This window comes from Methylotenera versatilis 7 (assembly GCF_000799165.1).
GTDB classification, from domain to species: Bacteria; Pseudomonadota; Gammaproteobacteria; order Burkholderiales; family Methylophilaceae; genus Methylotenera_A; species Methylotenera_A versatilis_A.
In genome coordinates this window covers 639813-665640 of sequence record NZ_JUGF01000002.1, presented here as the reverse complement: position 1 = coordinate 665640, position 25828 = coordinate 639813, and the positions used below count along the sequence as shown (strand labels likewise).

Annotated in this window: 24 protein-coding genes and 1 riboswitch; of the genes, 13 read left to right on the top strand and 11 right to left on the bottom strand. The window is 42.4% G+C overall.

The window, feature by feature from the left end; translation table 11 throughout:
- Nucleotides 1-120 precede the first annotated feature (120 nt).
- Nucleotides 121-2016: a phosphomethylpyrimidine synthase ThiC gene (gene thiC, locus K370_RS07165; protein WP_047540252.1), complete on the bottom strand. Its 1896-nt coding sequence runs from the start codon at nucleotides 2014-2016 to the stop codon at nucleotides 121-123.
- Between the two features lie 103 nt (nucleotides 2017-2119).
- Nucleotides 2120-2224, bottom strand: a riboswitch (TPP riboswitch).
- 152 nt (nucleotides 2225-2376) lie between these two features.
- Here thiC and K370_RS12285 point away from each other — a divergent pair.
- From K370_RS12285 to K370_RS07130, 7 genes are all read left to right on the top strand, one after another.
- Nucleotides 2377-2517, top strand: coding sequence for a hypothetical protein (locus K370_RS12285; RefSeq protein WP_200883462.1), 141 nt, complete (start codon nucleotides 2377-2379; stop codon nucleotides 2515-2517).
- A 216-nt stretch (nucleotides 2518-2733) separates the two neighbouring features.
- Complete coding sequence (locus K370_RS07155) at nucleotides 2734-3369, top strand: TetR/AcrR family transcriptional regulator (RefSeq protein ID WP_047540248.1); 636 nt, start codon at nucleotides 2734-2736, stop codon at nucleotides 3367-3369.
- Between the two features lie 91 nt (nucleotides 3370-3460).
- Nucleotides 3461-4618, top strand: coding sequence for an efflux RND transporter periplasmic adaptor subunit (locus K370_RS07150; protein ID WP_047540243.1), 1158 nt, complete (start codon nucleotides 3461-3463; stop codon nucleotides 4616-4618).
- Nucleotides 4611-7778, top strand: a complete 3168-nt coding sequence (locus K370_RS07145) for an efflux RND transporter permease subunit (protein ID WP_047540241.1) — start codon at nucleotides 4611-4613, stop codon at nucleotides 7776-7778. Before K370_RS07150 ends, K370_RS07145 begins: the two co-directional genes overlap by 8 nt.
- Before the next feature lie 77 nt (nucleotides 7779-7855).
- On the top strand, nucleotides 7856-8578 hold the full coding sequence (locus K370_RS07140; protein ID WP_081977181.1) for a protein-L-isoaspartate O-methyltransferase family protein: 723 nt from the start codon (nucleotides 7856-7858) through the stop codon (nucleotides 8576-8578).
- 1 nt (nucleotide 8579) lies between these two features.
- Entirely contained in the window at nucleotides 8580-9935 is a 1356-nt protein-coding gene (locus K370_RS07135; protein WP_235272714.1) for a TolC family outer membrane protein, read from the top strand.
- Nucleotide 9936: 1 nt separating this feature from the next.
- On the top strand, nucleotides 9937-10488 hold the full coding sequence (locus tag K370_RS07130; RefSeq protein WP_047540236.1) for an isochorismatase family protein: 552 nt from the start codon (nucleotides 9937-9939) through the stop codon (nucleotides 10486-10488).
- A gap of 42 nt (nucleotides 10489-10530) precedes the next feature.
- Here K370_RS07130 and waaA read toward each other — a convergent pair whose 3' ends face one another.
- Nucleotides 10531-11790, bottom strand: a complete 1260-nt coding sequence (waaA, locus tag K370_RS07125; protein WP_047540233.1) for a lipid IV(A) 3-deoxy-D-manno-octulosonic acid transferase — start codon at nucleotides 11788-11790, stop codon at nucleotides 10531-10533.
- Between the two features lie 404 nt (nucleotides 11791-12194).
- Between waaA and K370_RS07120 the strand changes: the two genes are divergently transcribed.
- The gene (locus K370_RS07120; protein WP_047540231.1) at nucleotides 12195-14372 is read left to right on the top strand and encodes an adenosylcobalamin-dependent ribonucleoside-diphosphate reductase; all 2178 of its coding nucleotides are present in this window, start codon (nucleotides 12195-12197) and stop codon (nucleotides 14370-14372) included.
- Nucleotides 14373-14560: 188 nt separating this feature from the next.
- Nucleotides 14561-15253, top strand: coding sequence for an NrdJb (locus K370_RS07115; RefSeq protein ID WP_047541767.1), 693 nt, complete (start codon nucleotides 14561-14563; stop codon nucleotides 15251-15253).
- A 112-nt stretch (nucleotides 15254-15365) separates the two neighbouring features.
- Here K370_RS07115 and K370_RS07110 read toward each other — a convergent pair whose 3' ends face one another.
- Complete coding sequence (locus tag K370_RS07110) at nucleotides 15366-15902, bottom strand: hypothetical protein (RefSeq protein WP_047540230.1); 537 nt, start codon at nucleotides 15900-15902, stop codon at nucleotides 15366-15368.
- Between the two features lie 158 nt (nucleotides 15903-16060).
- On the opposite strand from K370_RS07110, the gene K370_RS07105 reads away from it, so the two are divergent.
- Nucleotides 16061-16360 (top strand): HU family DNA-binding protein, encoded by a 300-nt coding sequence (locus K370_RS07105; protein ID WP_047540225.1) that lies wholly within the window; start codon nucleotides 16061-16063, stop codon nucleotides 16358-16360.
- 248 nt (nucleotides 16361-16608) lie between these two features.
- Here the strand turns inward: K370_RS07105 and K370_RS07100 are convergent, their stop codons facing one another.
- From K370_RS07100 to K370_RS12110, 3 genes are read right to left on the bottom strand one after another with little or no spacing between them, the layout of a single operon-like run.
- Nucleotides 16609-17262 carry a pyridoxamine 5'-phosphate oxidase family protein gene (locus tag K370_RS07100; protein WP_047541764.1) on the bottom strand — a complete coding sequence of 218 codons (654 nt, stop codon included), beginning with the start codon at nucleotides 17260-17262 and terminating at the stop codon, nucleotides 16609-16611.
- The gene (locus K370_RS07095; RefSeq protein ID WP_235272713.1) at nucleotides 17252-18757 is read right to left on the bottom strand and encodes a sodium:solute symporter family protein; all 1506 of its coding nucleotides are present in this window, start codon (nucleotides 18755-18757) and stop codon (nucleotides 17252-17254) included. Before K370_RS07095 ends, K370_RS07100 begins: the two co-directional genes overlap by 11 nt.
- Nucleotides 18757-18975 carry a hypothetical protein gene (locus tag K370_RS12110; RefSeq protein WP_081977180.1) on the bottom strand — a complete coding sequence of 73 codons (219 nt, stop codon included), beginning with the start codon at nucleotides 18973-18975 and terminating at the stop codon, nucleotides 18757-18759. Before K370_RS12110 ends, K370_RS07095 begins: the two co-directional genes overlap by 1 nt.
- Nucleotides 18976-19136: 161 nt before the next feature.
- Here K370_RS12110 and K370_RS07090 point away from each other — a divergent pair, with 161 nt between their 5' ends.
- The gene (locus K370_RS07090; protein WP_047540220.1) at nucleotides 19137-19928 is read left to right on the top strand and encodes an IclR family transcriptional regulator; all 792 of its coding nucleotides are present in this window, start codon (nucleotides 19137-19139) and stop codon (nucleotides 19926-19928) included.
- A 306-nt stretch (nucleotides 19929-20234) separates the two neighbouring features.
- On the opposite strand, the gene K370_RS07085 is transcribed toward K370_RS07090, so the two are convergent.
- The 5 genes from K370_RS07085 to K370_RS07065 all read right to left on the bottom strand — a co-directional run bounded on the left by K370_RS07085 (nucleotide 20235) and on the right by K370_RS07065 (nucleotide 24924).
- Nucleotides 20235-22112: a methanol/ethanol family PQQ-dependent dehydrogenase gene (locus K370_RS07085; protein WP_047540217.1), complete on the bottom strand. Its 1878-nt coding sequence runs from the start codon at nucleotides 22110-22112 to the stop codon at nucleotides 20235-20237.
- Between the two features lie 271 nt (nucleotides 22113-22383).
- Nucleotides 22384-22953: a TetR/AcrR family transcriptional regulator gene (locus K370_RS07080; RefSeq protein ID WP_327036977.1), complete on the bottom strand. Its 570-nt coding sequence runs from the start codon at nucleotides 22951-22953 to the stop codon at nucleotides 22384-22386.
- A gap of 8 nt (nucleotides 22954-22961) precedes the next feature.
- The gene (locus K370_RS07075; protein WP_047540213.1) at nucleotides 22962-23711 is read right to left on the bottom strand and encodes a hypothetical protein; all 750 of its coding nucleotides are present in this window, start codon (nucleotides 23709-23711) and stop codon (nucleotides 22962-22964) included.
- A gap of 457 nt (nucleotides 23712-24168) precedes the next feature.
- Nucleotides 24169-24561: a hypothetical protein gene (locus K370_RS07070; RefSeq protein WP_047540210.1), complete on the bottom strand. Its 393-nt coding sequence runs from the start codon at nucleotides 24559-24561 to the stop codon at nucleotides 24169-24171.
- A gap of 78 nt (nucleotides 24562-24639) precedes the next feature.
- Nucleotides 24640-24924, bottom strand: coding sequence for a (2Fe-2S) ferredoxin domain-containing protein (locus tag K370_RS07065; protein ID WP_047540207.1), 285 nt, complete (start codon nucleotides 24922-24924; stop codon nucleotides 24640-24642).
- A gap of 486 nt (nucleotides 24925-25410) precedes the next feature.
- On the opposite strand from K370_RS07065, the gene K370_RS12280 reads away from it, so the two are divergent.
- Entirely contained in the window at nucleotides 25411-25614 is a 204-nt protein-coding gene (locus K370_RS12280) for a GntR family transcriptional regulator (protein ID WP_235272712.1), read from the top strand.
- A 13-nt stretch (nucleotides 25615-25627) separates the two neighbouring features.
- Nucleotides 25628-25792: a YbaK/EbsC family protein gene (locus K370_RS12160; protein ID WP_235272711.1), complete on the top strand. Its 165-nt coding sequence runs from the start codon at nucleotides 25628-25630 to the stop codon at nucleotides 25790-25792.
- Nucleotides 25793-25828: the final 36 nt, after the last annotated feature.

Sequence of the window (25828 nt, the reverse complement as noted above, 5' to 3'; positions counted from 1 at the left end):
ACTATCCCAGTGTCCGATTTAGTGAGATGTTTAAGACTTGAATAATAAAGAAGCCAGCAAAAGCTGGCTTCTTTGTTTGGGAAATGACTTCCTAATTGTGCTACTTAACACAAAAAATGATTAAACTTTTTGGTAAACCTCACTACCTTTTTTCACAAACTCAATCGACTTCTCTTGCATACCTTGTTTCAACGCCTCTTCTTCAGAAATATTCAAAGTGGCTGCGTAGTCACGTACATCTTGTGTGATTTTCATGGAGCAGAAATGTGGGCCGCACATTGAGCAGAAGTGCGCTTGTTTCGCGCCTTCTTGCGGCAATGTTTCATCGTGGAATTCTTTGGCTTTTTCTGGATCAAGACCCAAGTTAAATTGGTCATCCCAACGGAATTCGAAACGTGCTTTTGATAGCGCGTTATCACGAATCTGCGCGCCAGGATGGCCTTTTGCCAAGTCAGCCGCATGCGCTGCAATTTTGTAAGTGATGATACCAACGCGCACATCTTCTTTGTCTGGCAAGCCTAAATGTTCTTTTGGCGTTACATAGCAAAGCATTGCACAGCCGTACCAGCCAATCATGGCGGCGCCGATACCAGAAGTAATATGGTCATAACCCGGTGCGATATCTGTAGTTAATGGGCCTAACGTGTAGAAAGGTGCTTCACCGCAATGTTCTAATTGCAGCTCCATATTTTCTTTGATCAAATGCATGGGCACGTGGCCTGGGCCTTCGATCATACATTGCACATCATGCTTCCAGGCGATTTGGGTTAACTCACCTAGTGTTTTTAACTCAGCAAATTGCGCTTCATCGTTGGCGTCGTAGATTGAGCCTGGACGTAAGCCATCACCCAAACTAAAGGCAACGTCGTACTGCTTCATGATTTCGCAAATATCTTCAAAATGTTCGTACAAGAACGATTCTTTATGATGCGCTAAGCACCATTTCGCCATGATAGAACCGCCGCGTGACACGATGCCTGTCATACGTTTTGCGGTCATTGGAATATAAGCTAAACGAACGCCAGCATGAATCGTGAAGTAATCTACGCCCTGCTCAGCTTGCTCAATCAATGTATCACGGAAGATTTCCCAAGTCAGGTCTTCAGCTTTGCCGTTCACTTTTTCTAACGCTTGGTAAATTGGCACAGTACCGATTGGCACTGGTGAGTTACGGATAATCCATTCGCGCGTTTCGTGGATGTTTTTACCGGTGGAAAGATCCATCACGGTATCGCCGCCCCAGCGTGTGCCCCACACCATTTTCTCCACTTCTTCTGAGATTGAAGAACCCAGTGCTGAGTTACCAATGTTAGCGTTAATCTTAACTAAAAAATTGCGTCCAATAATCATTGGCTCAATTTCAGGATGGTTGATGTTTAGCGGGATAATTGCGCGGCCGAGGGCCACTTCAGAACGTACAAATTCTGGTGTGATGACTGGCGGAATGCTCGCACCAAAGTCGTGACCTTTATGCTGTTTCTGTAGCAATTCGCTCATGTTTTCGCGACGTTGATTCTCGCGAATCGCAATGTATTCCATCTCTGGCGTGATAATGCCTTTGCGTGCGTAGTGCATTTGGCTGACGTTTGCACCTGCTTTTGCACGTAGTGGTTTACGCGTCAAATTAAAACGCATGGCGGCTAGCTCTGGATCGGTTTTGCGTTGCTGGCCAAATTCTGAACTTGGGCCGTCCAATTGTTCAACATCACCGCGTTCTGCAATCCAGGCTGCACGTAAAGCAGGTAAACCATTGCGAATATCTACGCTTACATTGGGATCTGTGTACACACCAGAAGTGTCGTACACCATGACAGGTGGGTTTTTTTCCGCGCCAAATTGAGATGGCGTATCACTTAGTGAAATTTCACGGAACGGTACTTGAATATCAGGGCGTGAGCCCTGAATATAAACTTTGCGTGAGTTGGCAAAAGGTTTTTTAGTCTCTGGATCAATTTCGGCAGTTTCGCCTGAAAATTTCGCGAGATTTTTGTGCAGATTTTTGTCGGTGGCGTTCATGGAGCGTTCCTATGTGTTTGTTCAAACATCAGGAAGCAAAAGCGCTTCCTGATGCAGATTGGCAGGAAAGCATCAAGATGCTTTTCTACTTTAATTTTGCAGAAAAGCAACAACCACGCTTTCCTACGGCGGCATTACCCGCATCAGGTTCAAAGGGTAATTCTCACTGGCTTATTTTCTTAAATAAAACAGACCCCTAGCAATGCTCGCAATGTACGCGAAAACAGTTAAAAAGGCAAGAAATGCCTTTAATTTGGCAATGAGCAACAGGTCTGTCATCACAACAAAAAATATAGGTTTTTTTAATAAAAAATGTTATAAATGCCACAGTCGTTCACACAAAATATTATGTAGGTAATTATGATACTCATCGCCCTTTATTACGCGCTAGCTATTGCTGTATTGACACTACATTTTACTGGCCACTTAGAGCGCTGGAATATGGAGTGGCTGGTGTTTGTGTTTGCAGTGACTGTTTTCCCAGCAGTGCTTTATTTGTAAGCGCCCAAATTTTAATTAACTTAAAGCTTAGTCAGCCGCTTAGATTTTTCTAATTGCTTGGTTTTCTCATTTGTCACTTGCGCCAGCTCAATCTGGCGTTACTTTCCGCCAAAAACTTAACACGTTACTGAAGTTTCAAATAAATTTCATCTATATCATTGACATAAAATACTTAACATTGTTAAATTAACGTTGTTAAGTAAATTGTTCTAAATTATGCCACCAAAGCCCAAAACACAGCTTGAACGACAGCAATTACGCAGCTTAATTATAGATGCGGCGCGCGAGCTATTTGTCTCGCGCGGAGCAGAAGCGGTGACGATGCGTGAGATTGCTAAACGTATCGGATATTCTGCCACCAGTATTTATTTGCATTTTGCCGATAAGGAAGCCTTAATTCGAGCCATTTGCGATACGGATTTTTTAGCGCTTGCCCATGCCTTAAAAAGTAATTTAAGCATTAGTGACCCTGTTGAGCGCATGTTGGCCTTTGGGTGGGCGTATGCGCAATTTGGCTTAAACTATCCGAACCACTATCGTATGATGTTCATGACAGAACATCCACTCAGCGATCCTAAATTATCTGCGCTGCAACAAAATAACGCTGAACAAGATGCATATTTTCAGTTAAAAACCATTGTGAACGACGTTTTTTTGGCGGGTAAATTTAAGCCGGATTTAACGGATCCTGAACTGATAGCACAAACTATCTGGGCGGGTATGCATGGGGTATGTGCCCTGCAAATTAGCATGGCAAATGATGTGTGGGTGAATTGGCGTGATATTGAAGCGCGTTTGCAGATGATGCAGTTAGCATTAGTGCGCGGTATGCTAAAGGAACCATTGGAGTAGATAGCCATAATAAATAGTACATAGTTCGACGAAAAAATACTCAATAATTAAGACGATAAATAACAAAACAAATAATAAAAGAAAGCTAAGTATGCAGTCAAAAATAGTCAGTTTAATGATGTTAAGTCTGTTGCTTGTCGGTTGTGAGAAACCTGCTGAACCACTCGCGCCGCCGCGGCCGGCTTTGGTTGTTGTGGCTGGGGAAATGGCTTTAAATGAGGCTATGGTGCTGGTTGGCGAAGTTAAATCGCGTTATGAGTCAAGCCTTGCCTTTAGGATTAACGGTAAGATAATTGAGCGTAAAGTAGATGTTGGGCAACAGGTAAAAACGGGCCAAGTAATTGCACGTTTAGATGCGGCTGATACCAAGTTAACTGCTGCCGCTGCCTTGGCCGATGTGCGTGTCGCTGAGGCGAATCACTCATTGGCGCAAGCAGAAGTAGAGCGCCAGCGTAGTTTGTTTAATAAAAAATTTATTTCGGCTTCTGCTTTAGATCTGCGTGAAGCAGAATTGAAAACCTCTGCAGCACGCTTGCAACAAGTGAAAGCACAGGCCGCCCTTTCCAACAATCAATCGCACTATACCGCCTTAATCGCAGATAGGGACGGTGTCGTAACGCAAATTCGTGCGGAACCCGGCCAGTTTGTAATTGCCGGTGAAGCCATTGCGCAAATTGTGGATACTCGGAAAGTTGAGGTGTTGGTTGCAGTACCTGAATCGCGCATGGCGAATTTGAAGTTGGGCGATGCGGTGACGATTAAGCTTTGGGTAAACCAAGAAAATAATACTCAAGAAATTAATAGCCAAGAAAATACTCAAGACAAAAACAGTCAGAAAATCTATTCAGGAAAAGTACGCGAAATTGCACCTGCCGCCAACTCAGCCACGCGCGCTTTTGATGTGCGTGTAACAGTAATTGATGCGGATGATGCGATTAAGTTTGGTATGACAGCTGGTGTCAGTTTTGCAGAAAAAGATGTGTCAGAAAGCATTGTGATTCCATCCACTGCATTAACAAAATTGAATGGTAAAAGTAGTGTTTGGGTGATTGATCGCCTCAATAACCAGATTGGTATTGCACATTCGCGTGCGGTAACAGCAGGGCAATATACAGAAGATGGTGTGAAAATTCTCAGCGGCTTGCGCGCGGGTGAGTTAGTGGCGATTGCTGGTGTGCATACATTAATCAACGGCCAGAAAGTAAAGCCTGTACAAGAATCCCGTTTTAAGGGATTTGGTCATGAGTGAAGCGAAAGAGCAGCACCAAGAACAAACAGCAGGTTTTAACTTATCCAGATGGGCGCTGAATCACCAAACGCTGGTGTTGTATCTCATGTTGATGTTGACGTTTTCCGGATTGCTGGCTTACAGCAAATTAGGCCAATCTGAAGATCCGCCATTTACGTTCAAGGTCATGCTAATCCACACTACCTGGCCAGGTTCAAGTGCCATTGAAGTTGAGCAGCAAATCACCGACAAGCTGGAAAAGAAATTGCAGGAAGTTCCGCATCTGGATTACACCAATAGCTATTCACGTCCTGGTGAGTCCATGATCTTTGTCGTGATAAAAGACGATACACTTTCAAAAGAGATTCCCAATATCTGGTATCAAGTGCGCAAGAAGGTGGGCGATATCCGTTCCACCTTACCGCAAAATATTGAAAGTTTGACGTTTAATGATGAGTTTAGCGATGTGTACGGCAGCATGTACGCGTTAACAGGCGATGGTTTTGATAATTTTGGCTTAAAAAAACAAGCAGAAAACATTCGCGCTGAGTTACTCAGAACAAAAGATGTGGCCAAAGTAGATTTCTTTGGTGAGCAAAAACAGCGCATTTATATTGAGCTTTCAAACGCCAAGCTTTCTACATTAGGCATTAGCTCGCCTACGCTCATTAATCTTCTGCGCACCCAGAATGCAGTCGTTAAAAGTGGTACCTTTGATTCGCCTGACGAACGCATTCGTATCGAAGTGTCAGGTCGTTTCAGCACATTAGAAGATTTACGTGAGTTAAGGCTGCGTGCCAATAACCAAGATTTTAAATTGAGTGACGTAGCGCGCGTTTATCGTGGTTATGAAGACCCTCCCAAAGATTCTGCGCGCTACAACGGTCAAGAAACCCTGTTACTGGGCGTGAGCATGCGTGAAGGCGGCGATGTGATTGCACTGGGTCATGCGCTGGATAAAAAAATTGCACATATTCAGCAAAATTTACCCGTAGGTTTAAGTTTTGAAACGGTGAGTTCGCAACCCAAAATAGTAGCGCGTTCTGTCAATGATTTTGTGATGTCATTGGTTGAGGCGCTGGTGATTGTGCTGGGTGTTAGTCTTATATCGCTTGGGTTGCGCACGGGCATTGTGGTGGCGATTACCATTCCTGTGGTGTTGGCTGCCACATTTTTAGTAATGAATTTGTTTGATATTGGCTTGCATAAAATCTCACTCGGTGCATTAATTCTGGCACTTGGACTATTGGTAGATGACGCAATTATTGCAGTAGAGATGATGTCATCTAAAATGGAACAGGGCATGGAAAGAGCAAAAGCCGCCGCATTTGCTTATACCTCTACTGCCATGCCAATGCTGACCGGCACATTGGTGACTGTCGCGGGCTTCCTGCCCATAGCAACGGCGGCTTCAAGCACGGGCGAATATACGCGATCAATCTTTCAGGTTTCTGCCATTGCGCTGATTATTTCTTGGGTAGCGGCGGTGATTTTTGTACCGTACTTGGGCTACCACTTATTGCCGGATTATGCACAAAAGCCAAAGCCGTCGAAACTGGCAACATGGTTTAAAACGCGATTTAATTTGGCTGATAAAACTACAGATAATCATCATCACGATATTTACAACACGACGTTTTACACTGCATTTCGCCAGTTGGTGACGGCGTGTGTGCGTTACCGTAAAACGGTTATTGCCATCACTTTGCTGTTATTTGTGCTTTCCATTGCGGGTTTTGGCAAAGTGCAGCAGCAGTTTTTCCCAGACTCCACTCGCTTGGAGCTGATGGTGGATTTACGCATGACCGAAGGTGCATCGTATCAGGCAACTAACAGCGAGGTTAAAAAATTAGAAACCTGGTTGCGCGACTGGAATAACAAAAATAAAGGCATCGATAATTTTGTGGCTTATATTGGTACGGGCAGCCCACGTTATTATTTGCCGTTGGATATTCAATTGGCACATCGGGGTTTTGCGCAGTTTGTGATTTTGAGTAAAGATTTGCAAACTCGTGAGGCGCTACGCAAAGACTTATTAAGTTTGTTTGAGAATGGTTTTCCTGCCTTAAGAGCCTCTGTACTGCGTTTGGAAAATGGCCCGCCGGTTGGATTCCCTGTGCAATTTAGAGTTGCCGGAAATGATATTGAAAAAATTCGTACAGTTTCGCATCAAATTGCCGATTTAATGCGCGCAAATAATCACTTAACCAATGTACAACTGAATTGGGAAGAGCCAAGCAAGGTGATTAAAGTGACGGTAGACCAAGCGAAAGCGCGTTTGTTGGGGATTAGCTCGACGGATATTGCCAATGTGTTAAATGCCGCCATTAGTGAGCTTTATATCACTGAATTCAGAGAAGGCAATGAACGTATTGATTTAGTCGCACGTGGGGCGGAACTTGAACATAAGCAATTATCGCGACTGCCTAATTTAATGATTAATACGCAAAGAAATCAATTGGCGGTGCCACTTTCGCAAGTGGCCACGATTTCATCGGAATTTGAAGAGGGTGTGATTTGGCGACGTAATCGTGTGCCATCCATTATCGTACGTGCGCATTTGCGTGGCAATTTACAAGCGCCAGTGGTTTCTGCTCAAATTGAAGAGAAGCTCACTGCAATAAAAGCCGATTTGCCGTTGGGCGTGACGATTGACACGGGGGGAGCGGTAGAAGAATCGGCAAAAGGTGGCGCGTCAGTCGCTAAAGGTGCTCCCTTATTCTTAGTGGCTGTATTAACTTTGCTGATGTTGCAACTGCAAAGTTTCTCACGCGTATTTTTAGTGTTGCTTACCGCACCTTTGGGCTTGATTGGAGTCACAATAGCATTGTTAATATTTGATAAGCCATTCGGTTTTGTGGCAATGCTGGGCACAATCGCCTTATCCGGCATGATCATGCGCAACTCGGTGATACTGGTTGACCAAATAGAGCAGGATAAGGCCAATGGAATGGATGCGTGGAATGCGATTATCGAATCAACCATCCGTCGCTTTAGGCCGATTATATTAACCGCTGCGGCGGCAATATTAGCGATGATACCGTTAACCAGAAGTGTATTCTTTGGCCCAATGGCAGTTGCGATTATGGGTGGTTTGGCGGTGGCTACGCTGCTGACGGTGCTTTTTTTGCCCGCATTATATGCGGCATGGTTTAGAGTGAAAGCACCAAAATTAAGTTGAAATCCGTTTAATAAACATAACTAAAATGGCTTAAGTAGTTAAGTTATAATGCAATTAAATAAATATGAGTGCCTAAAATGATGCAAGAAACAACGTTAACTGAAACCGCGAATTCCAATCTGCCTCACGACGCCGCGAGTTTTAATATGGCTCGCGAAGTCGCGAGGTTTAACATGATAGAACAGCAGGTTCGCACATGGGAGGTGCTGGATCCAGTTGTGCTGGCGCTGTTAAATGATATCCCGCGCGAAAATTTTGTTGCGGCTGAATATCAGGGTTTAGCCTTTGCCGATATTGAAATTCCTATCGGTGCGAATCAACTGATGCTCAGCCCCAAGCTGGAAGGCCGAATCTTACAGGCGCTGAATGTACAAAACACACATCAGGTTCTGCATATTGGCACGGGCAGCGGTTATATGACTGCGCTATTGGCGAGTTTAGCCAAACACGTTGTTTCTGTGGATATTCATGCTGAATTGAGTGCTAAAGCGGCCAAAAACTTAACACAGAATAATATTCAAAATGTGACTTTGCTAGTGGCGGATGCGGCGTTTGGTTTACCCGATAAAGCTCCGTTTGATTTGATTGTCTACACAGCTTCGTCGCCAGTTGAGCCCGTTGGTGTTCGTAATCAATTGGCGATTGGCGGTGTGATGTTTATTGTATTAGGCACGGCGCCCGCCATGCAGGCTACATTGATTCAGCGTTTATCAGAAACCAGTTTTAGACAGGATGTATTGTTTGAAACCTGTATTTCTGAGTTGGTTAATGCCCCGCAAGCAAAAACTTTTGAGTTTTAACATGCGCTTTAAGAACCTTGTTTTAGCTTTGTCGGCGCTGGCTTCGTTGCTGCCAATGGGCTTGCAGGCACAGGACAGCGTGCTTAACTTAATGGATGTTTATCATCAGGCTTTAGCTAATGATCCAGTGCTGGCATCTGCATTAAGTGCCAATAAAGCCGCACAGGAAATCATTGAGCAAGGCAAAGCTTTGTATCGCCCCACTGTCAATTTTAATGCGGGTGTTACCAGTACGCGCAGTAATATTGAGTTTAATAATGTCACTTCAACCTTTCCGCGCGTTCCGGGGAAAACTACTTTTGAAGGATATAACTACGGCATTCAAGCGAACCAGCCCATTTATCGTAAACAAAATCTGGTACAAATGGAGCAAAGCTACACGCAAGTAAGCATTGCCGATAAACAATATCATTTAAGTCAACAAGACCTTATTTTACGCACCACGCAGGCTTATTTTAATGTGCTGATCGCACAAGATAAGATTGAGCTGATTAAGGCGCAAAAAACAGCGACTTTAGGCCAATTAGAGCAAGCCAAAATGACGTTTGAAGTGGGAAGCGCGACTATTACGGATGTGAACGAGGCGCAAGCGCGCTTCGATTTAATCGTGGCGCAAGAAATCGCGGCGATTAATGAACTGCAAATAGCGCAACATGAAATTGAAGCGATTACCGGTGTTTTACCCACCACGCTTGCCACGGTAAAAAGTGATATTCAAGTGAACCAGATTGATCAGAATGTGAAGAATTGGCAACAAGTCGCCATGGAAAATAATTTGAATATCGCTATTCAACAAGACACGCTTAAATTTGCAGAGCAGGAAGTTGAGCGCAACAATGCGGCGCATTTACCTACATTGGATGCGGTAGCGGCATATACCGATAATTACAATAATGGTGGTTTGAATGGCTATGGCAGTGAGTTAACGAATGCGGTGATTGGCCTGCAATTACAAATTCCTTTGTATCAAGGCGGCGCGATCAGTTCACGTACACGGCAAGCGGTGCTCAATAAACAAAAGGCATTAGATGATGTTGCCATTGCACGTCGTCAAACCGATTTAGAGACCCAGCGCGCATTTTTAAACTTAAATAGCAGTATCGCGCAAACTAAAGCATTAGAGCAGGCATTGATCAGTAGCCAAAGCCAACTCGATTCGACTACGCTGGGCTACGAAGTCGGCGTGCGAATCAGTGTTGATGTGTTAAATGCACAACAACAATTATTCTCTGCCAAGCGAGATTTACTGCAAGCGCGTTACAATTATTTGGTGAATATCATTCGTTTGAAATCGGCTACAGGTCTTGTGGCTGAATCTGATTTGCAAGATATTAATCAACAGTTAATAGGTAATTAGCATGAGCCAACTCGCACAACAGGCATTAAGTCAGCTGGTTATTGTGGATATGCAAGTCAAATTGGCGAGTGTGATGGCGCTTGAGTCAATGCAATTAACGATTAAAAATTGCAGCATATTGGCACAAGCTGCGCATTTGCTGTCTGTGCCACTCATCGTTACAGAGCAGTATCCACAGGGTTTAGGATCAACATTGCCTGAAATCCAGCAACATTCAACCCATATAAAACCAGTCGTAAAGACTACTTTTTCGGCAAGCGGTGAACCCAGATTTAAGCAGCAATTGCACCGCGATCAATCGCAAATAGTTTTGGCGGGTATGGAAGCGCATATTTGTGTTTTACAAACAGCGTTGTCGCTTCAACAAATGGGTAAGCAGGTGTTTGTGGTAGAAGACGCGATTATTTCGCGTAGCTCAGCAAATAAGGCTAATGCAATTAAGCGCCTGCGTGAGGCCGGCTGCGTTATTACTAATACGGAATCTGTCTTGTTTGAGTGGTTGGGTAACGCGAATCACCCTGCGTTTAAAGAAGTTTCTAAACTGATTCGCTAACTACTTTAAGATTATTGATTAATCACAACAGTAGATTTATTTCTATGAAGCCTTTAAATACGTTGCAATCAGCTGCATTACTCTGGCCGTTGTGCCAGTTGACGCTTGGCTAAAACGTAAACTCGCTTGTTGCATTTTTTCGCGTTTTTCCGCATGGTTTTGCAAGTATTGAAGCCTGTCCCGCAAATACTCTACATTTTTTACTTGTATCGCAGCCCCTGCCCGCACCGCATTTCTGCTGGCTTCAGCAAAATTATGGGTATATTTTCCGATTAAGATAGGCTTGCCCATGCTAGCCGCCTCAATCAAATTCTGCCCACCAAATTTAAGTAGGCTACCGCCAACAAAAGTGAAGTCGCAGGCGGCGTAGTAACTAAAAAGCTCGCCCATGCTGTCGCCTAAAATGACTTGTACATTTTCATTGATTGGCGCTGTTAACTCACTGCGCCGCTGGTAGCTAAAGCCAGCGTGTTTGATTAATGTTTCCACTTCATCAAAACGTTGTGGATGGCGCGGCACGATGATGGTGAGCAGATTTAAATCTTTGGCCGCTTCTAGTATTAAGGCTTCCTCACCTTCGCGCGTGCTGGCAGCTAAAAAAATGATGCGCTCATTATTAGCAATAAATAAATGGCGCAGTTTTAACCCTTTTTCTACAGCATCGGCTGGCGGTTTGACATCAAACTTTAAGTTGCCAGAAACCGTCACATTTAACGCGCCTAACATTTGTAGGCGTGTTGCATCATCCGTAGTTTGCGCAGCGACTGCGTTTAAGCTTTGCAGGCCATTCGTTACTAAGCGGCCTAATTTTGCATAACCTTTAGCGGATTTCTCTGAAAGACGTGCGTTTAATAACAGCAATGGAATATCACGTTTTTTGCACGCGGCGATTAAATTAAACCAAAGCTCGGTTTCCATTAATAAACCGATTTTGGGCTGGAAATGCTTCAAAAAACGGCTCACTGCAAACGGCAAATCGTAAGGCAGATAAACGCGCTGAACGCTGTCAGCAAATAATTGCTCGCTGGTGTCACGCCCTGTAGGTGTTGTGTGTGAAAGTAAAATCTGGTGATTAGGATATGTAAGCAACAACGCTTTTATTAATGGTTCCGCGGCGCGTGTTTCGCCCACTGAAACACAATGCAACCAAATAACAGGTTTAATGCTCTTAAATTGGTAGAAGCCAAAACGTTCTTGCCAATGCTGGCGATAAGCCGGCTGCTTAATGCCGCGCCACCATAATTTAAGCGGTACAAATGGCAGCACTAAGTAAAGTAATGTGGAATATAAAAAACGGCTCATGGCGCATTTTCGCATAAAGCACTGTTGAAAAACTAGCGCTGTTACTTTAACGACCATTGTTTAATACGCAAGCGCGCAATACACAAACCGTTTATTTAAGCGAGAAATTTATTTTTTTAAATTTAATGTGGTGTGAGTAATTACTCACCTTAACTCAATGCAAATACTGGCCTTGTATCTGTATAAATGCACACCAAAACGGTGCGAAATTAACAGTAAAATTAGTATTGACGTACACAAAATAAAGGCCTAAATTTCTACTCAAGACACAATATGTTGTGTTAAGGCACATTTTTTACACAAAAACTATGTGATTCTTAATAAAAATCACATAGTTAGCATTCATTCAGGTTAAAGCGCTATAAGTTAGACACTGGGTTAGAGATAAATTTGGGGAGTACGCCATGTTAAAGGCAGTAGAAGCAGCAAAAAAAATAGACGAAAATATGCAAATCGAGACCGCAAAGGAAATCCCTATTCAATCGGTTTCGTTAGATATTTGGGATAAAAAATATCGATTAAAAGCCAAAAATGGCGACCATGTTGATCAAAACATGGATGATTCATACTCACGCGTTGCGCGCGCGTTGGCCGATGTAGAAACAACGGATGATAAACGTCATGAATGGCATGAAAAATTTCTATGGGCATTGCGCCGTGGTGCGATTCCCGCTGGACGAATTACTTCTAACGCTGGCGCACTAGAGCATAAACCAGCTACTTCAACCATCAATTGTACGGTGTCTGGCGTGGTAGAAGACAGTATGGACAATATTCTAGGCAAAGTGCATGAAGCGGGTTTAACGCTGAAAGCGGGTTGCGGTATCGGTTACGAGTTCTCAACACTGCGTCCAAAAGGCGCATTCGTAGCGGGCGCAGGCGCTTACACCAGCGGCCCATTATCTTTCATGGATATCTACGACAAGATGTGTTTCACCGTATCTAGCGCTGGTGGGCGCCGTGGTGCGCAAATGGCAACGTTTGATATTTCACACCCTGATGTGACTGATTTCATTAAAGCGAAACGCGAAAATGGTCGTTTACGCCAATTTAACTTGAGCTGCTTAATTACAAAAGAGTTCATGGAAGCGGTAAAAGCGGATGCTGAGTGGAAGCTTGCTTTCCCGGTGACGGAAAAAGAAGCGATTATTGACGGCTTGAATGTAAACGATGAAACGCATGTGGTGTGGCGCGAGTGGCCCGTTAAAGGTAAATACTTAACGCAAGACCATGGTTTAGACGCAGGTAAAGTCGCTTGCCGCGTATACAAAACTATCAAGGCACGCCGCTTGTGGGATGTAATCATGTCCAGCACCTATGATTTTGCTGAGCCAGGTTTTATCCTGATTGACCGTGTGAACGAAATGAACAACAACTGGTTCTGCGAAAACATCCGTGCGACCAATCCATGCGGTGAGCAACCATTACCACCTTATGGCGCGTGTTTATTAGGTTCAGTTAACCTGACTAAATTCGTGAAAAAACCATTTACGGATGAAGCTTATTTTGACTGGGCAGAATACCGCGATGTGGTAGCGATTTTCACACGTATGCTGGATAACGTGGTTGAAATCAATGGCTTACCATTGCAACAACAACGCGACGAGATTGCACGTAAACGCCGTCACGGCATGGGTTATTTGGGGTTGGGTTCATCACTCACCATGATGAAAATGAAATACGGTGAGGAAGAGTCAATCAAGTTCACTGAAGAAGTCACCCGCGTAATGGCAGAAGTAGGCTGGGAAATTGGCGTGCAATTAGCGGATGAAAAAGGCGCTGCGCCTATTATGGAAGAAAAATTCGAAGTCACTGCAGATATGCTAGCGAAGCGCCCGGAAATGGCGGCAGACGGCATAAAAGTGGGCAGTAAAGTGGCTGGAAAAGTGTTATTGGGCAAATACAGCCGCTACATGCAGCAGTTCCCAGAAGGCTTGCGTAACCAAATCGCTACTAAAGGTGTGCGTTTCACGCACCATAGCTCAATCGCGCCAACTGGTACGATTTCGCTTTCACTGGCCAATAACGCCAGTAACGGTATCGAGCCATCTTTTGCGCATCACTATGCACGCAACGTGATTCGTGAAGGTAAAAAATCTAAAGAGAAAGTCGATGTATTCTCTTATGAATTATTGGCCTATCGCGAGTTAATCAACCCGAAAGCGATGCCATTCAGCGATAAAGAAGATGAAAAGTTACCAGATTATTTCCTGGACTCTTCTACCATCATGGCGAAAGCGCATGTGGATATTCAAGCCGCGTCACAAAAATGGATTGATAGCTCTATCTCAAAAACCATCAACGTGCCAACTGACTATGATTTTGAAGATTTCAAAAGCATCTATCTTTACGCTTACGATAAAGGCTTAAAAGGTTGTACCACTTTCAGATTTAACCCAGAAGCATTCCAAGGTGTGCTGGTTACTGAAAAAGATCTGGAAAATACCACTTACAAATTCACGCTGGAAGACGGCACTGAGTTAGAAGTAAAAGGTAATGAAGAGATTGAATACGATGGCGAGATTCATAGTGCCGCGAATTTATATGATGCATTAAAAGAAGGCTATTACGGTAAATTCTAAATTTAGATATTTAAAACTGCTTAGTTTGTGAATACGTTGTTGCGTTTGAATTTTCAATCCTCATGTACTGCTTGTACATTCCGGTTAAAAATTCAAACGCGCCTAGTCTTCACTGCACGCGCGAAGTTTTAAATCATCTAAATTAAAATGAAAAAATTGTGAGGGCATTAGCCCGCAAGGAGAACAAATTGGCAGTTAAAATCGAGAAAAAAATCACTGGCTATGCGCTAGTGAGTGAAGAAGACAAAACAAAAACCGCAGAGCTTAAAGAAGCGAATGCGAAAATCGTACAACTGGGCGAGCCGCTAGACCGCCCAGAAAAAATCACCGGCAGCACTTATAAAGTAAAAACGCCAGTTACGGAGCATGCTCTTTATATCACTATTAACGATGTGGTGATGAACGAAGGCACGTCACAAGAGCACCGCCGCCCGTTCGAGATTTTCATCAACTCTAAAAACATGGATCACTTTCAATGGATTGTCGCCCTTACTCGCGTGATGTCTGCCGTGTTCCGCAAAGGGGGCGATATCACTTTCTTGGTAGAAGAACTGAAAAGCGTATTTGAACCAAGTGGCGGCTACTTTAAAAAAGGTGGCAAATTTGTACCAAGCTTGGTGGCAGAGATTGGCGAAGTAGTAGAGCAACATCTGCAAGAAATCGGCATGCTTAAAAAGCCAGGTTTAGATCAACATCAACAAAAATTGGTCAATGAGAAAAAAGCAGAATACTTAGAAAAGCATGCGAAATCTGGCGAAGAAATGAACACCGAAGGCTTTCCAAAAGGTGCGCAACTTTGCAATAAGTGCCAGACTAAAGCCAGCATCATTATGGATGGTTGTTTGACTTGCTTGAATTGCGGGGAGAGTAAGTGCGGTTAATAAAAAGGAGCTTCACGCTCCTTTTTTGTTTTCATTAGGCTGTTTAATTACGGATATCTTTTAATTAAAGAGTAGGAATGTCTAGGCCCATATTAGACATTCATAGTTTGCCTTAAACACTGGTCAAACGCATTCGGTCAATTTTCTCAATAACCGCCTGATAGAGATCATGGTCAGAGTCGGGGTTATTGCGGTCTGGATGGTGGGCACTACGAATCTTCTTCAATTGAGTCACATCGTCTGGCAAGTCATGTACCTTGGTAACGCGATCACCGTTTTTTGCCATTACACGCTGAAGTTCAGCTTCTGCGGCTTCGCGTGTGTCATATAGTATCTTGCTACCCAGGCGCCAGTTATTCTGGTTTTTGCGAGGGGATAGCTTTTCCTTACCATCAAACCAGAACCATTTTCCGGTATCAAGATCTTGTTCAAAATGAATGGTTGTAATGGCATAGGTAAAAACGGGCGGTTCGATTTCATTGGCTAATAGATTGATGATCTTGCCGACAGTCTCTACTGCTATAAGGTAATATGCACCTGACGCATGTGGACTGAACGCGCTACTGAGGGTTGGTGCATGCGTGTTGCCGTTACTTGCTGAATTCATTTCAGCCATGCGGGCAAGCGCTCTGCGTTGTGCGTTGGTCACGGGTATTGCTCCTTAAATATGTAAATAAACACGCAAAGTCAGTAAATACGCCATCTTTTGCAGTTTTCTGTTTGACCTGAATAAACTTGTGCTTTATTGTCGTACCACTCCCTTTAATAGGGTTTCATAAAACCAACTACCAAGTAGAGGAAATACAGATGGCTGCAGCAGAAAAGAAAGTAATTGTCGGCAAAACAGAATTAGTTGAATTATTGGCTACTAATGGCCGAAGCAAGAAAGAAGCGCAAGAAGCTTTGAATGATGTGTTGGCTGCTATCACTGATACATTAGCAAAAGGCAATGATTTGAACATCATAGGCTTCGGTAAATTCAAAGTAACGCATAAACCCGCTTACGATGGCCGTAATCCTGCAAATGGTGAAACATTGAAAATTGCTGCAAGTAACCGCGTTAGCTTTTCAGTTGGTGCATCACTTAAATCTGCAGTCAATAAATAGGCAGTATTATACAGGTTGAAAAGCCCTCATAGCAGGGCTTTTATTCCAGATATTCAGCATTGCATATTACACACCTGCAATGCTCGTCGATGTGAGAGTCAATATAGAGACAAAACAACAGCTAATTGGATTTTAGTCGAAGCGGATCTTAATGGGAATATGCGGTGATGAGCGTCAGCTATGGGCCGAGCTATACCAATTCAGTAAATAGACAATAAACGGCCCAAAGCTGGCACTAAACGTGTTAATTACCCCTCATTCTTACTAATCATTAAATTGTATTGATCTAAGGTAATCTGACCACTATTTTCAACGGCTTTTTTATCAATTGGAAGCAGGCATTCGTAAACCGAATCTAATCTTTTCCACTGAGCTAATCGTGGAGTGCTATTTCTGCCCGGTGTATAAGGGGATTGCGATACTTTCTTATAAGTATGTATATATCTAGGGCAGTTAACCCAAATGTCTGTTGGTTTTATTCTAATTAGAAATTCTGCTTCTGGGAATATTTGCAAATCTGGCTGCTCATCAATCAGGGCGACCCCTTGAACGCGCAATCTGCGGGGTGTTTCAAAGTCGATAAATAACAATCCAACCTTCCCATTTTTTACTAAGTTACCGACGGAAAGAAACATTCCATTTCCGTCATAGTTAGAAAAAATAAGCTCATTATCTATTACTTTTATAAAACCTACAGGGCCGCCTTTATACGAAACCGTGGGCTCTCCTCTTGAGTTCAAAGTAGATAAAAAGAACATATCCCGAGTTGAAATAAACTCAATTTCTGCATTGGTAAAAACATCATGAACAATCAGTTCTTCTTGCTTATCCGCAAGCGCCCCAGTCCCGAATTTATCCTGTATGGCGCGATGCTCAGGTAAGTAAAATTTGCTATTTTTCATAAAGAAGTCCATCTGCATATTGGCTTGGCTTTTTTTCTGCAACCATTGCAAACAATTCATTGACCCGCTGCTTCTCTTTATTACTCTGTGGGATCAGAAACGCAAGTGCAACATAAACAAACACATTAACAACCAATGCTACTGCGCCTGACGTTAGCCCATAAGCCCAAGGCAAGTTTCCGTGATAAACAAGCTCTAAAATAACAGCAACGATAAAACCAATCGACATGCTAGCAATAGCACCATATTTATTACCGCGCTTCCAAAATATACCCAGAAACTGCGGTATCGCTAATTGAATGATGCCCTGATAGGCAAGCACGCCTAGTGTAAATAAAGACGGAAGCTCCAGACACGACAACCAAGATGCCAGTATTGTCAGCAATAACATGCCAAATTTAGAGAAAATGATGAGTTGCTTCGTATTTAATTTGAAATAATTGCCAATCAGGTCATTTGCAATTTGCGAACCAGTCGCCTGAATGTTGCCATCGATATGCCCCATTGTAGCGGCCAAAAGTACAACACCTGCAAGACCTAGTAAAACCAACCCACCAGCTTCTTGCGAAACAATGAACCAGACATCGTTTGGGTTTTGATTTACGGATGCCAATGCGCCTGAAAGCATGCCAAAAATCAGCAGTGATGCACAGAAGATAAGAGATAAAGGCACAGCCAAAGCAGCAGATTTTTTGAGACTTTTAACGCCATTGGAAGTGAAAAGTCTTACAAAAATATAAGGCCAGCACCAACCGCCTAAGGCACCAGTTAATACCAAGCTAAATAAGTATAGAGAGCCTTCTTTAGAATCCGGACCAGGTATCGAAAGCTTGGCAGGTTCAAGAGTGGCAAATGAAATATCTTTGACCACGACAAGCCAAACTATTAGACCTATCAGCATTGCCGTGCCTAATATATAAGCCACGATACCTTGATAAAAATCGGATATCACAACGCCTTTCATCCCAATGCGCACTGTCCATATCTGTCTGATTGCAATCACAATCACACCGAAAACCACCGCTTGTGTAAAGGTCATATTTCCCAGTGAGATGTAACGAAACATTTCCCCAAGCGCTTGCATACCTAAGACCAGCCAAGGGATGCCGGAAATGATGCCAATAATCGCGGTAATCGTTCTGATGTGTGTGGAGTTGTACCTTAAAGCAAAAAGGTCCGGCTGCGTTTTCAGGTCAAATACTTTGCCCCACGTCCATACTGGTTTTGCCATTAAATACATCAGTATCACTGTCAGTAAGCTATACGTCAGTACATAAAAAGAGATGATGCCACTTGCCGCTGCCATGCCACCAAATGCGGTAAACATAGCGCCTGGATACCAGGTATTAAGAAACGACATTGCCTGATAGCGAGCCCCGAAGGATCTATCTCCCACCGCGTAATTGGTGAAAGACTTATCGTCAACCTTAATGCGCTGCAGGATAACGATTAAGCCCGCAAAAAATACCAGCATGATTGCGAATGTGATGAGCATTATTGCAACTCCTCACTGTTTGACTCTTCCCAATAGGCATACAGAATACTTAATGTAACGGAGATACTGATAGACATGAAATATATAAATGACGCTGGCAATCCCAGTACAAAAGCCTGACTCTTACCTACAGTCCAGTACAAAGGCGGATAAAGGCAAACAAACAAGTTAATCAGAAACCAGGCTCTGACAATGTGATGATGAGAGATATTCGGCATTACATTTCCTTTTATAATTTCTATATCTACTATTCAGTCATTTACTTTTAATAATCATTTAGACAATGCTTAAATATGTTATTAAAATGAATAAATATAGTCAATTTAAGGGGGAAAATAAATGACCGATAATCGGTTAATATTCTTAGCGGGAAACTATTGTGACCAAGTCTAAACTTAAAGTACTTTCGAGCGATAAAGCTGGCAGCCTGCCTCGTGCCGCTATTATCCTGAGCGCAATAGCTAGAGGCTCTAGAAAAGGAAGTTTATTGACGGAACTGATCACGCGGGAATCCTTACCTCGCACTACCGTTGTTAGATCATTAGATGCGCTGATTGAGCTTGGTTGGGTGGTGAAAGATCAGCAAAGTAACCGATTTAACCTAGGGCCAGGCCTTGCGGCACTAGGCTATTCTGCCATTGCACGCAACCCATTAGAGCGTACCGCGGAAACGGAGCTAGGTTTACTGGCCGAGAAATTGAATCAAGTGGTTTATTTAACTGTAAGAATTGGCTTGGACATGGTATGTATAGGCAAATATGAAAGTAAATCTCAAATTCAAATTGGCACGGGAGGTGTAGGTTTACGCGGGCCATTTGGTATGTCACAAAGCTGTTTAGGTATTATGGCTCGCATGCCCGCAACAGAAGTCTATGAAATCATCGAAGCCAATTTACCCAGATACCATCGTATAGAGGGATTTGATGAAACCGGCTTTAGGGAAAGCGTTAAAGCTGCGTTGAAAAATGGTTTTGGAACTTATGACAACATCATCCTTGATAGGACAACGAGTGGCATTGGCGTCGCAATTGTAGATGCATCAGATTATCCAATAGCCGCAATCGGCACGACATTTTTAACAGGATGGTTATCCGAACAACAAAGGCAACATTGCATTTTAGAGTTAAAAAAATCAGCCAAAATAATCGAAGATTTATTGTTTAAGGTTTGAATTAATGAGTGATGCTTTAGTTCTCTCATTGTGTGAGTTCCATAGTTACCAGGATCGAGACCTATCTGCTCTACCCAATGATTATCTAAATGAAGTATCAGTTATCGGCCCAAAGCAGCCACTCGCTCTTCAGTAAAATGTTTTATGCAAACCTTAGCAAAACAAACACTGTAACTTGTAAATTTTAAATAAAAAAATCCCTCTCGATTAAGAGAGGGAACCCTTAGTATCAAACCCCTTTGGAGAAAAATTTGATATAAGAAACTGTGTACAGGTTAACTATTACTGTTAATCCTGCTTTTAAATTTACAAGCTGAATACGTTCAAATTACCAGCTCCAGGAGCAGCGTTGTGTTGAGTTAGTTCTTTATAACCACCAGCAGCACCCAGTGCATCTGTGTCATTAGTCAAACCAAGGTTCATCGCCACACCAGCCCAGCCACCGATACCTGATAGCACGCCTACGTATTGCTTGCCTTTGTTGCCGTATGTGAATGCATTACCAATCACGCCAGAACCTACTTGGAATTTCCAAAGTTCTTTACCTGATTGTGCGTCAACTGCTTTGAACCAACGGTCTAGTGTGCCGTAGAACACTAGGTTTGAAGCCGTCGTTAAAGCGCCGCCCCAAGCAGAGAATTTCTCTTTGTTGTACCAAACTTTTTTGTTGGTCATTGGATCATATGCAGCAAAACCACCCATCACGCCGTCAGGACCAGCAAACATGGTTAATGTCGCACCAACCCATGGTTGACCAGCAACGTATTTAGACTCTACCGGTTCGTATGTCATACATACGTGGTTCAATGGAGAATACATCAAACCAGTTTTTGGTGAGTAAGCCGCTGGTTGTTGGTCTTTAGTACCCAATGCAGCCGGGCAGATGCCTTTAGCATTGTAGTCTTGGTGAGTTGAGTATTTAGCGTCTTTATGTGGTATGCCTGTTTTCAAGTCCACATGCGTAGCCCAGTTAACGAATGGATGTACTTTTTCTGCAGCAACCAACGTACCTGTACCGGCAACGAATGTATACGCAAAACCGTTACGGTCATGGTGCCATGCGTATGTTTTGCCACCTTTGTCAAACAAGATTACTTCGTTAATACCATCGTAATCCCACTCGTCATGTGGCGTCATTTGATAACCCCATCTAGCCATACCGGTATCTAAGTCCCGGGCAAAAATAGTCATAGACCATTTGTTGTCGCCTGGACGGACATCTGGGTTCCAAACTGAAGGGTTGGCAGTACCGTAATAAATTAAATTAGTTTTAGCATCATATGGCCACCAGCCCCAGATTGAAGCACCACCATGTTGCCAGCCATCTTTAACTGCCTGTGGTTTCAACCATGTGCGTACGCCTAGTTCTTTTTCGCCAACTTTTAGTTGGTCGGCTGGAATTGCTTTGAACGAGCCGCCAATTTTGTTACCGCCGTTTACGTCTTGATAAACTGATAAAGCACTATATGCAGGATTTTCTTTATTAAAATCCGCACCTAGTAAGATGTCACTATCTGGGCCTGTATGGTATGCACGCCAAGCCAATGAACCATCTTTAATGTTATATGCGCTGAAATAACAACGTACACCAAACTCTGCACCTGAACAACCGGTTAAAACTTTATCTTTCACAATGTGTGGAGCGTTTGTATTTGATGCGCCAATTTTAGGATCTAAAACTTTAACATCCCAAACTTTTTCACCACTTTTAGCATTAAGAGCAACTAGGGTGCCATCTGCTTGTTGTAAGAATATTTTACCATCGCCATAACCAAGACCACGGTTTACTACATCGCAGCACATAATTGCTTGTACTGACGGGTCTTGTTTTGGGAAATAGGACCAAACGATTTTTTGGTTATCGTTTAAATCTAATGCGTATACGTTGTTTGGGAATGCTGTGTGGACATACAGCATGTTGCCAATAACCACTGGTGAGCCTTCATGGCCACGGTTTACACCGGTTGAGAATGTCCAGGCAGCTTTAAGATTTTTTACGTTAGCTTTATTAATCTGAGCTAGTTTACTATAGCCTTGGTTGTCGTGCTGACCACGTGGATGCGCCCAGTTATTCGGATCTTTCATTGCCGCTTCTTGATCTGCTGCTGCAAGAGCTACCATCGGCATGGCCAATGCTACGCTTGCAACCAATCCTAAAGCTAAGTTAACTTTTTTAATTTTCATGATTATCTCCATTTAGTTCAAAAGAATTCTTTAAATTCGCTAGATGCTTAAAGCTTGAATCAAAGAACTTCAATTACTTGCCTATTAAATGAAATTCCTTGCCATCATAAACAGGACGGACATGTCTGTCTCTATTAATAGTAAACGTAGTTTAGGACAGATCTGTATCGTTTGGCAAGCGTTTATTTACAATTTGTTACAAAGGAGTTGCATTTAGATATAACTTATTGATTAATAATATATTTAAAAATATATAAAATTAATCAAAAAATTATTTTTGACGTGAAGCCTTGATAATAATTAATGCAGCACTTTTAGCTCGAGATGCAGCGCCTGAGCCTGGTGACATTTTTTCTACTAATGAGGCGCCTTCAAAGAGCATCGTAAGCTGAAGCCCCAAAGACATAGGATCCTTAACCTTTGCTTCTTCAGCGATAACACAGAGGAAGCTTTGTAATTCTTTGGCTAGAACAGTGGAAAATTGATTTACAGGGTGATTTGGATCGGGAAATTCGATAGTCGCTATATGAAAAGGTAAACTTCTGTATTCAGGTGTTGATATCCATTCTTCTAGCAAGTCACATAGCTGAGTTAACTTGTCATTTTTCTTGGCTTCCTGACTGACGAGTCCAGATTTTAGCCAATCAAAAAATGTATCTGCCTTGTTTCTTAAAAATGCAATGATCAAAAGATCTTTACTTGGGAAATGTCTATACAAAGTAGATTTTGCAACACCAGTTTCCGCAATGATTGTATCAATACCGGACGCATTAATTCCTCGCGACTCGAATAACATCGCAGCAGTTCCAAGAATTTTAGACTTCATATCTACAGTGACCACTTGCTTCTCTATTTATTCACCGGTATCAATCGGGATGTCAATGGCGTGTAGTCGCAGTTTACGCGCGTAAGTGCTTTTTGTAAATTTGACAGTTCTTCTAAAGCAATCTTCCCCGTATTTATAAAATTTAGAAAGGCAGCTCTTTGGTCAGCAGGTAGCATCGCTGCTTGCGGAAATTGACAGGTAGTCTTGTCCATATGCGCTTTTAATGAATAAAAATGACTGGGAATATAGGGATTCAGAACGGGCTCTGGCAAAGGAATTAACTCGTTGAAATGTAGAGCTGGTGAATTACTTGAACGATGGTCAGTGTTATATTTTGTACCTGCAAACCAAAGTAATGCTCCAATTGATAAAAAAACCAAACTGAGAAAAGTGTATTTAAAACTATTAAATTTATTGTTTTTCTTAATTAAAGACTTGATACTTAAATTGGCTAAATACCAAGGATCCGTAAAAGATCCATGTTTAGCATCCAGCTTTAGTGCGCCGATGATTAAAAATAATATTTGCTCAGTGACCTCTATTGCGTTGAGATATTTTAATTTTCTAACCTCTTCAAAAATCAAACCTCTTAAAGAGTTAACATCTTCAGAGTCAAGATTCTCAGCTAATTTGCGCAATGCTTCATACCTATCGGGATTGCCACTTAGTTTGGACAAAATGTCCGCAAAGCTCGAAATACGATCGATAGGATTATTACCGCTCGCAGCAATAGCGCTTTTTAGTTCAATAGATTGTAGTAATTTACTTGTCATCAAATGTTTAAAATCAACGTAATCAGGGTAAAGGCCATTCGGAATGAGGAGCTACTAAAACTGCGTACTGCATAATTAATTCTTTTCGCTTTAACTTTATAGCATATATCAGTTTTTAAAATGCAGCGAATATCAGCGCCCACTTTGGGGCGCCTATGCTTTTTACTGAGGCGGAAGAGTGCGGCTTATACATAAGCTGGGACTTGCGATAACCAATCTCATCTCGCGCATGCTTGCGGCAAAGATCTTCTAGCGTTAATTTCAATGCCATCAATTTTTGCCGCATTTACATATTAAGTTTTACTCAAACAAAGATAAGTAAACATCAAAGAGCACGTCTTTTATTTCTGAAATCTTATCTTGTAGTGCATGAATATTGTGTTGCATAGAATTTTGACCGAACTTTAATTTCGAATAGATGAACATATCAACCTCAATTCATGATTTAAAGTTGTACTTAATGTGACATGGCATGCACAAATAATGCGTAAGCAATCCAAAGAAAACCGATGGTGGTAAGCATAAAACTAACTGCAGTAAATACTTTCCATTTCATTTTAGACCAAAACTCTGTGTCAAATGCCGCGATAGTAAATATTGTGGGGTTAGTGAAGCCGCCAATAGCTAAACACCAACAAGCGATTGTCGGCAATTCAATTCCCGTTCCATAAAATCCAAGCCCAAATAACGCCATTAATGCGTAGTCTACGTGTGCTCTGATTAAAGTTTTATAGTCAATGACGAACGCATCAACACCGTTGATTGGAAACCACTTTGCGAATGTCATCAGCCAAGCTGAGGAAATCAATGCAACAACACAGGCAACAGCACCGAACAATAATACTTCCATGTCTTTCTCCCTATTTGTAATTGAAATAATTTGTTACAAATTAATTGTACAGACAGGTCTGTTCATTTGCAATAAGTTTTATCTTTGCTTGCACTCCTCCAAAATAACTTCAATCATCTGGCTGGTTACTTTATTCCAAACCTTTCCGTTCGTCGTAAGCCTGATGTTGGGACCAATTTCACACATCATCATGCAGCTAGATTTCATTACATGTATATCCACGTTCATTAGTTTTGATTTTTGTTGTAATTCCATCAGGATTTCTAAACTGCCGTTATTTGCACAACATTCAGGATTAGGCGCATATCGTTTTTGCATACAGACAAGCAGTGTTGGGGGCAATTTTTTATTAGAAAGATCCATTGGCAATCGTCCTTTAAATGGCAAACAATTATAAGCAGACAGGTCTGTATCTTTTTAATATATACCTATTCCCGCATATAGTGCAAGTTAACAACATTCTTATGGTCAATATGTATAAATAGGCGGCTATATTCAAAATACAATTTAACTTAAACGAGACAAGGGTGCGGCCAGATTTATTTAGAGATAATCGCTGTTTTGAGGAAATCAAAAACTCTCTAATCATCGTAGAGTGCTGCATTGAAGCGCAACCAAGGCGATGGCTCTTGATAGGGTCTAAATAAGTTATCTGGTGTCAGCATGATGTTTTCTTATGAGGCTAATGTGGCAATTTCAGCAGCATTCTGTCCTGCTGGGAGTTGTGCCCAGATAAACATACCAGCCAGCTGGCTCTGCATGTATTTATAAATCGCATTCCTTTAATCGATGTATGACTTGCACATGCTTATCCTGTAACTATCTATAGATCCAAAATTAGAAACTTGTATGAAACTTTACGAACACCCTGAAAATTCAATAGCGCAGTCAATTCAAGAGGGCGTACTTTGCCCCGGTGATAAGCTTCCGTCGGTTAGGCAAACGAGTACCAATCGTGACATGAGTTCTTCTACAGTTTTGCAGGCATATTGCTTGTTGGAAGCAAAGGGGCTAATTAGCGCGCGAACGTTCCGGATATGTTGTAGGAGCTGACCCACCAATCGCATTGCCAGAAGACATTAAAATTCTGGTGGATAATCGTGTAAAGGACTATGAAACGGTGGTGATTGGTAGTGGTGTTTTGGAATTTGCGCTATCACTCAAAGGAGCTGATTTACTTAAACTGCTTGCTTATACCAATCAGGGTGAATTTACAAACATACAATCCTAAAATTGTAGTTACAACTTTAATCTTAACATCAGATTT

What these genes read in the sequence shown, in the direction of transcription:
- K370_RS07070 (WP_047540210.1), bottom strand. Translation starts at nt 24,561, where the DNA reads ATGGAAGTATTATTGTTCGGTGCTGTTGCCTGTGTTGTTGCATTGATT.
- K370_RS07130 (WP_047540236.1), top strand. Translation starts at nt 9,937, where the DNA reads ATGAGCCAACTCGCACAACAGGCATTAAGTCAGCTGGTTATTGTGGAT.
- waaA (WP_047540233.1), bottom strand. Translation starts at nt 11,790, where the DNA reads ATGAGCCGTTTTTTATATTCCACATTACTTTACTTAGTGCTGCCATTT.
- K370_RS07120 (WP_047540231.1), top strand. Translation starts at nt 12,195, where the DNA reads ATGTTAAAGGCAGTAGAAGCAGCAAAAAAAATAGACGAAAATATGCAA.
- K370_RS07065 (WP_047540207.1), bottom strand. Translation starts at nt 24,924, where the DNA reads ATGGATCTTTCTAATAAAAAATTGCCCCCAACACTGCTTGTCTGTATG.
- K370_RS07140 (WP_081977181.1), top strand. Translation starts at nt 7,856, where the DNA reads ATGATGCAAGAAACAACGTTAACTGAAACCGCGAATTCCAATCTGCCT.
- K370_RS12110 (WP_081977180.1), bottom strand. Translation starts at nt 18,975, where the DNA reads ATGCCGAATATCTCTCATCATCACATTGTCAGAGCCTGGTTTCTGATT.
- K370_RS12280 (WP_235272712.1), top strand. Translation starts at nt 25,411, where the DNA reads ATGAAACTTTACGAACACCCTGAAAATTCAATAGCGCAGTCAATTCAA.
- K370_RS07105 (WP_047540225.1), top strand. Translation starts at nt 16,061, where the DNA reads ATGGCTGCAGCAGAAAAGAAAGTAATTGTCGGCAAAACAGAATTAGTT.
- K370_RS07085 (WP_047540217.1), bottom strand. Translation starts at nt 22,112, where the DNA reads ATGAAAATTAAAAAAGTTAACTTAGCTTTAGGATTGGTTGCAAGCGTA.
- K370_RS07075 (WP_047540213.1), bottom strand. Translation starts at nt 23,711, where the DNA reads ATGACAAGTAAATTACTACAATCTATTGAACTAAAAAGCGCTATTGCT.
- K370_RS12285 (WP_200883462.1), top strand. Translation starts at nt 2,377, where the DNA reads ATGATACTCATCGCCCTTTATTACGCGCTAGCTATTGCTGTATTGACA.
- K370_RS07155 (WP_047540248.1), top strand. Translation starts at nt 2,734, where the DNA reads ATGCCACCAAAGCCCAAAACACAGCTTGAACGACAGCAATTACGCAGC.
- K370_RS07095 (WP_235272713.1), bottom strand. Translation starts at nt 18,757, where the DNA reads ATGCTCATCACATTCGCAATCATGCTGGTATTTTTTGCGGGCTTAATC.
- K370_RS07100 (WP_047541764.1), bottom strand. Translation starts at nt 17,262, where the DNA reads ATGAAAAATAGCAAATTTTACTTACCTGAGCATCGCGCCATACAGGAT.
- K370_RS07135 (WP_235272714.1), top strand. Translation starts at nt 8,580, where the DNA reads ATGCGCTTTAAGAACCTTGTTTTAGCTTTGTCGGCGCTGGCTTCGTTG.
- K370_RS07145 (WP_047540241.1), top strand. Translation starts at nt 4,611, where the DNA reads ATGAGTGAAGCGAAAGAGCAGCACCAAGAACAAACAGCAGGTTTTAAC.
- thiC (WP_047540252.1), bottom strand. Translation starts at nt 2,016, where the DNA reads ATGAACGCCACCGACAAAAATCTGCACAAAAATCTCGCGAAATTTTCA.
- K370_RS07150 (WP_047540243.1), top strand. Translation starts at nt 3,461, where the DNA reads ATGCAGTCAAAAATAGTCAGTTTAATGATGTTAAGTCTGTTGCTTGTC.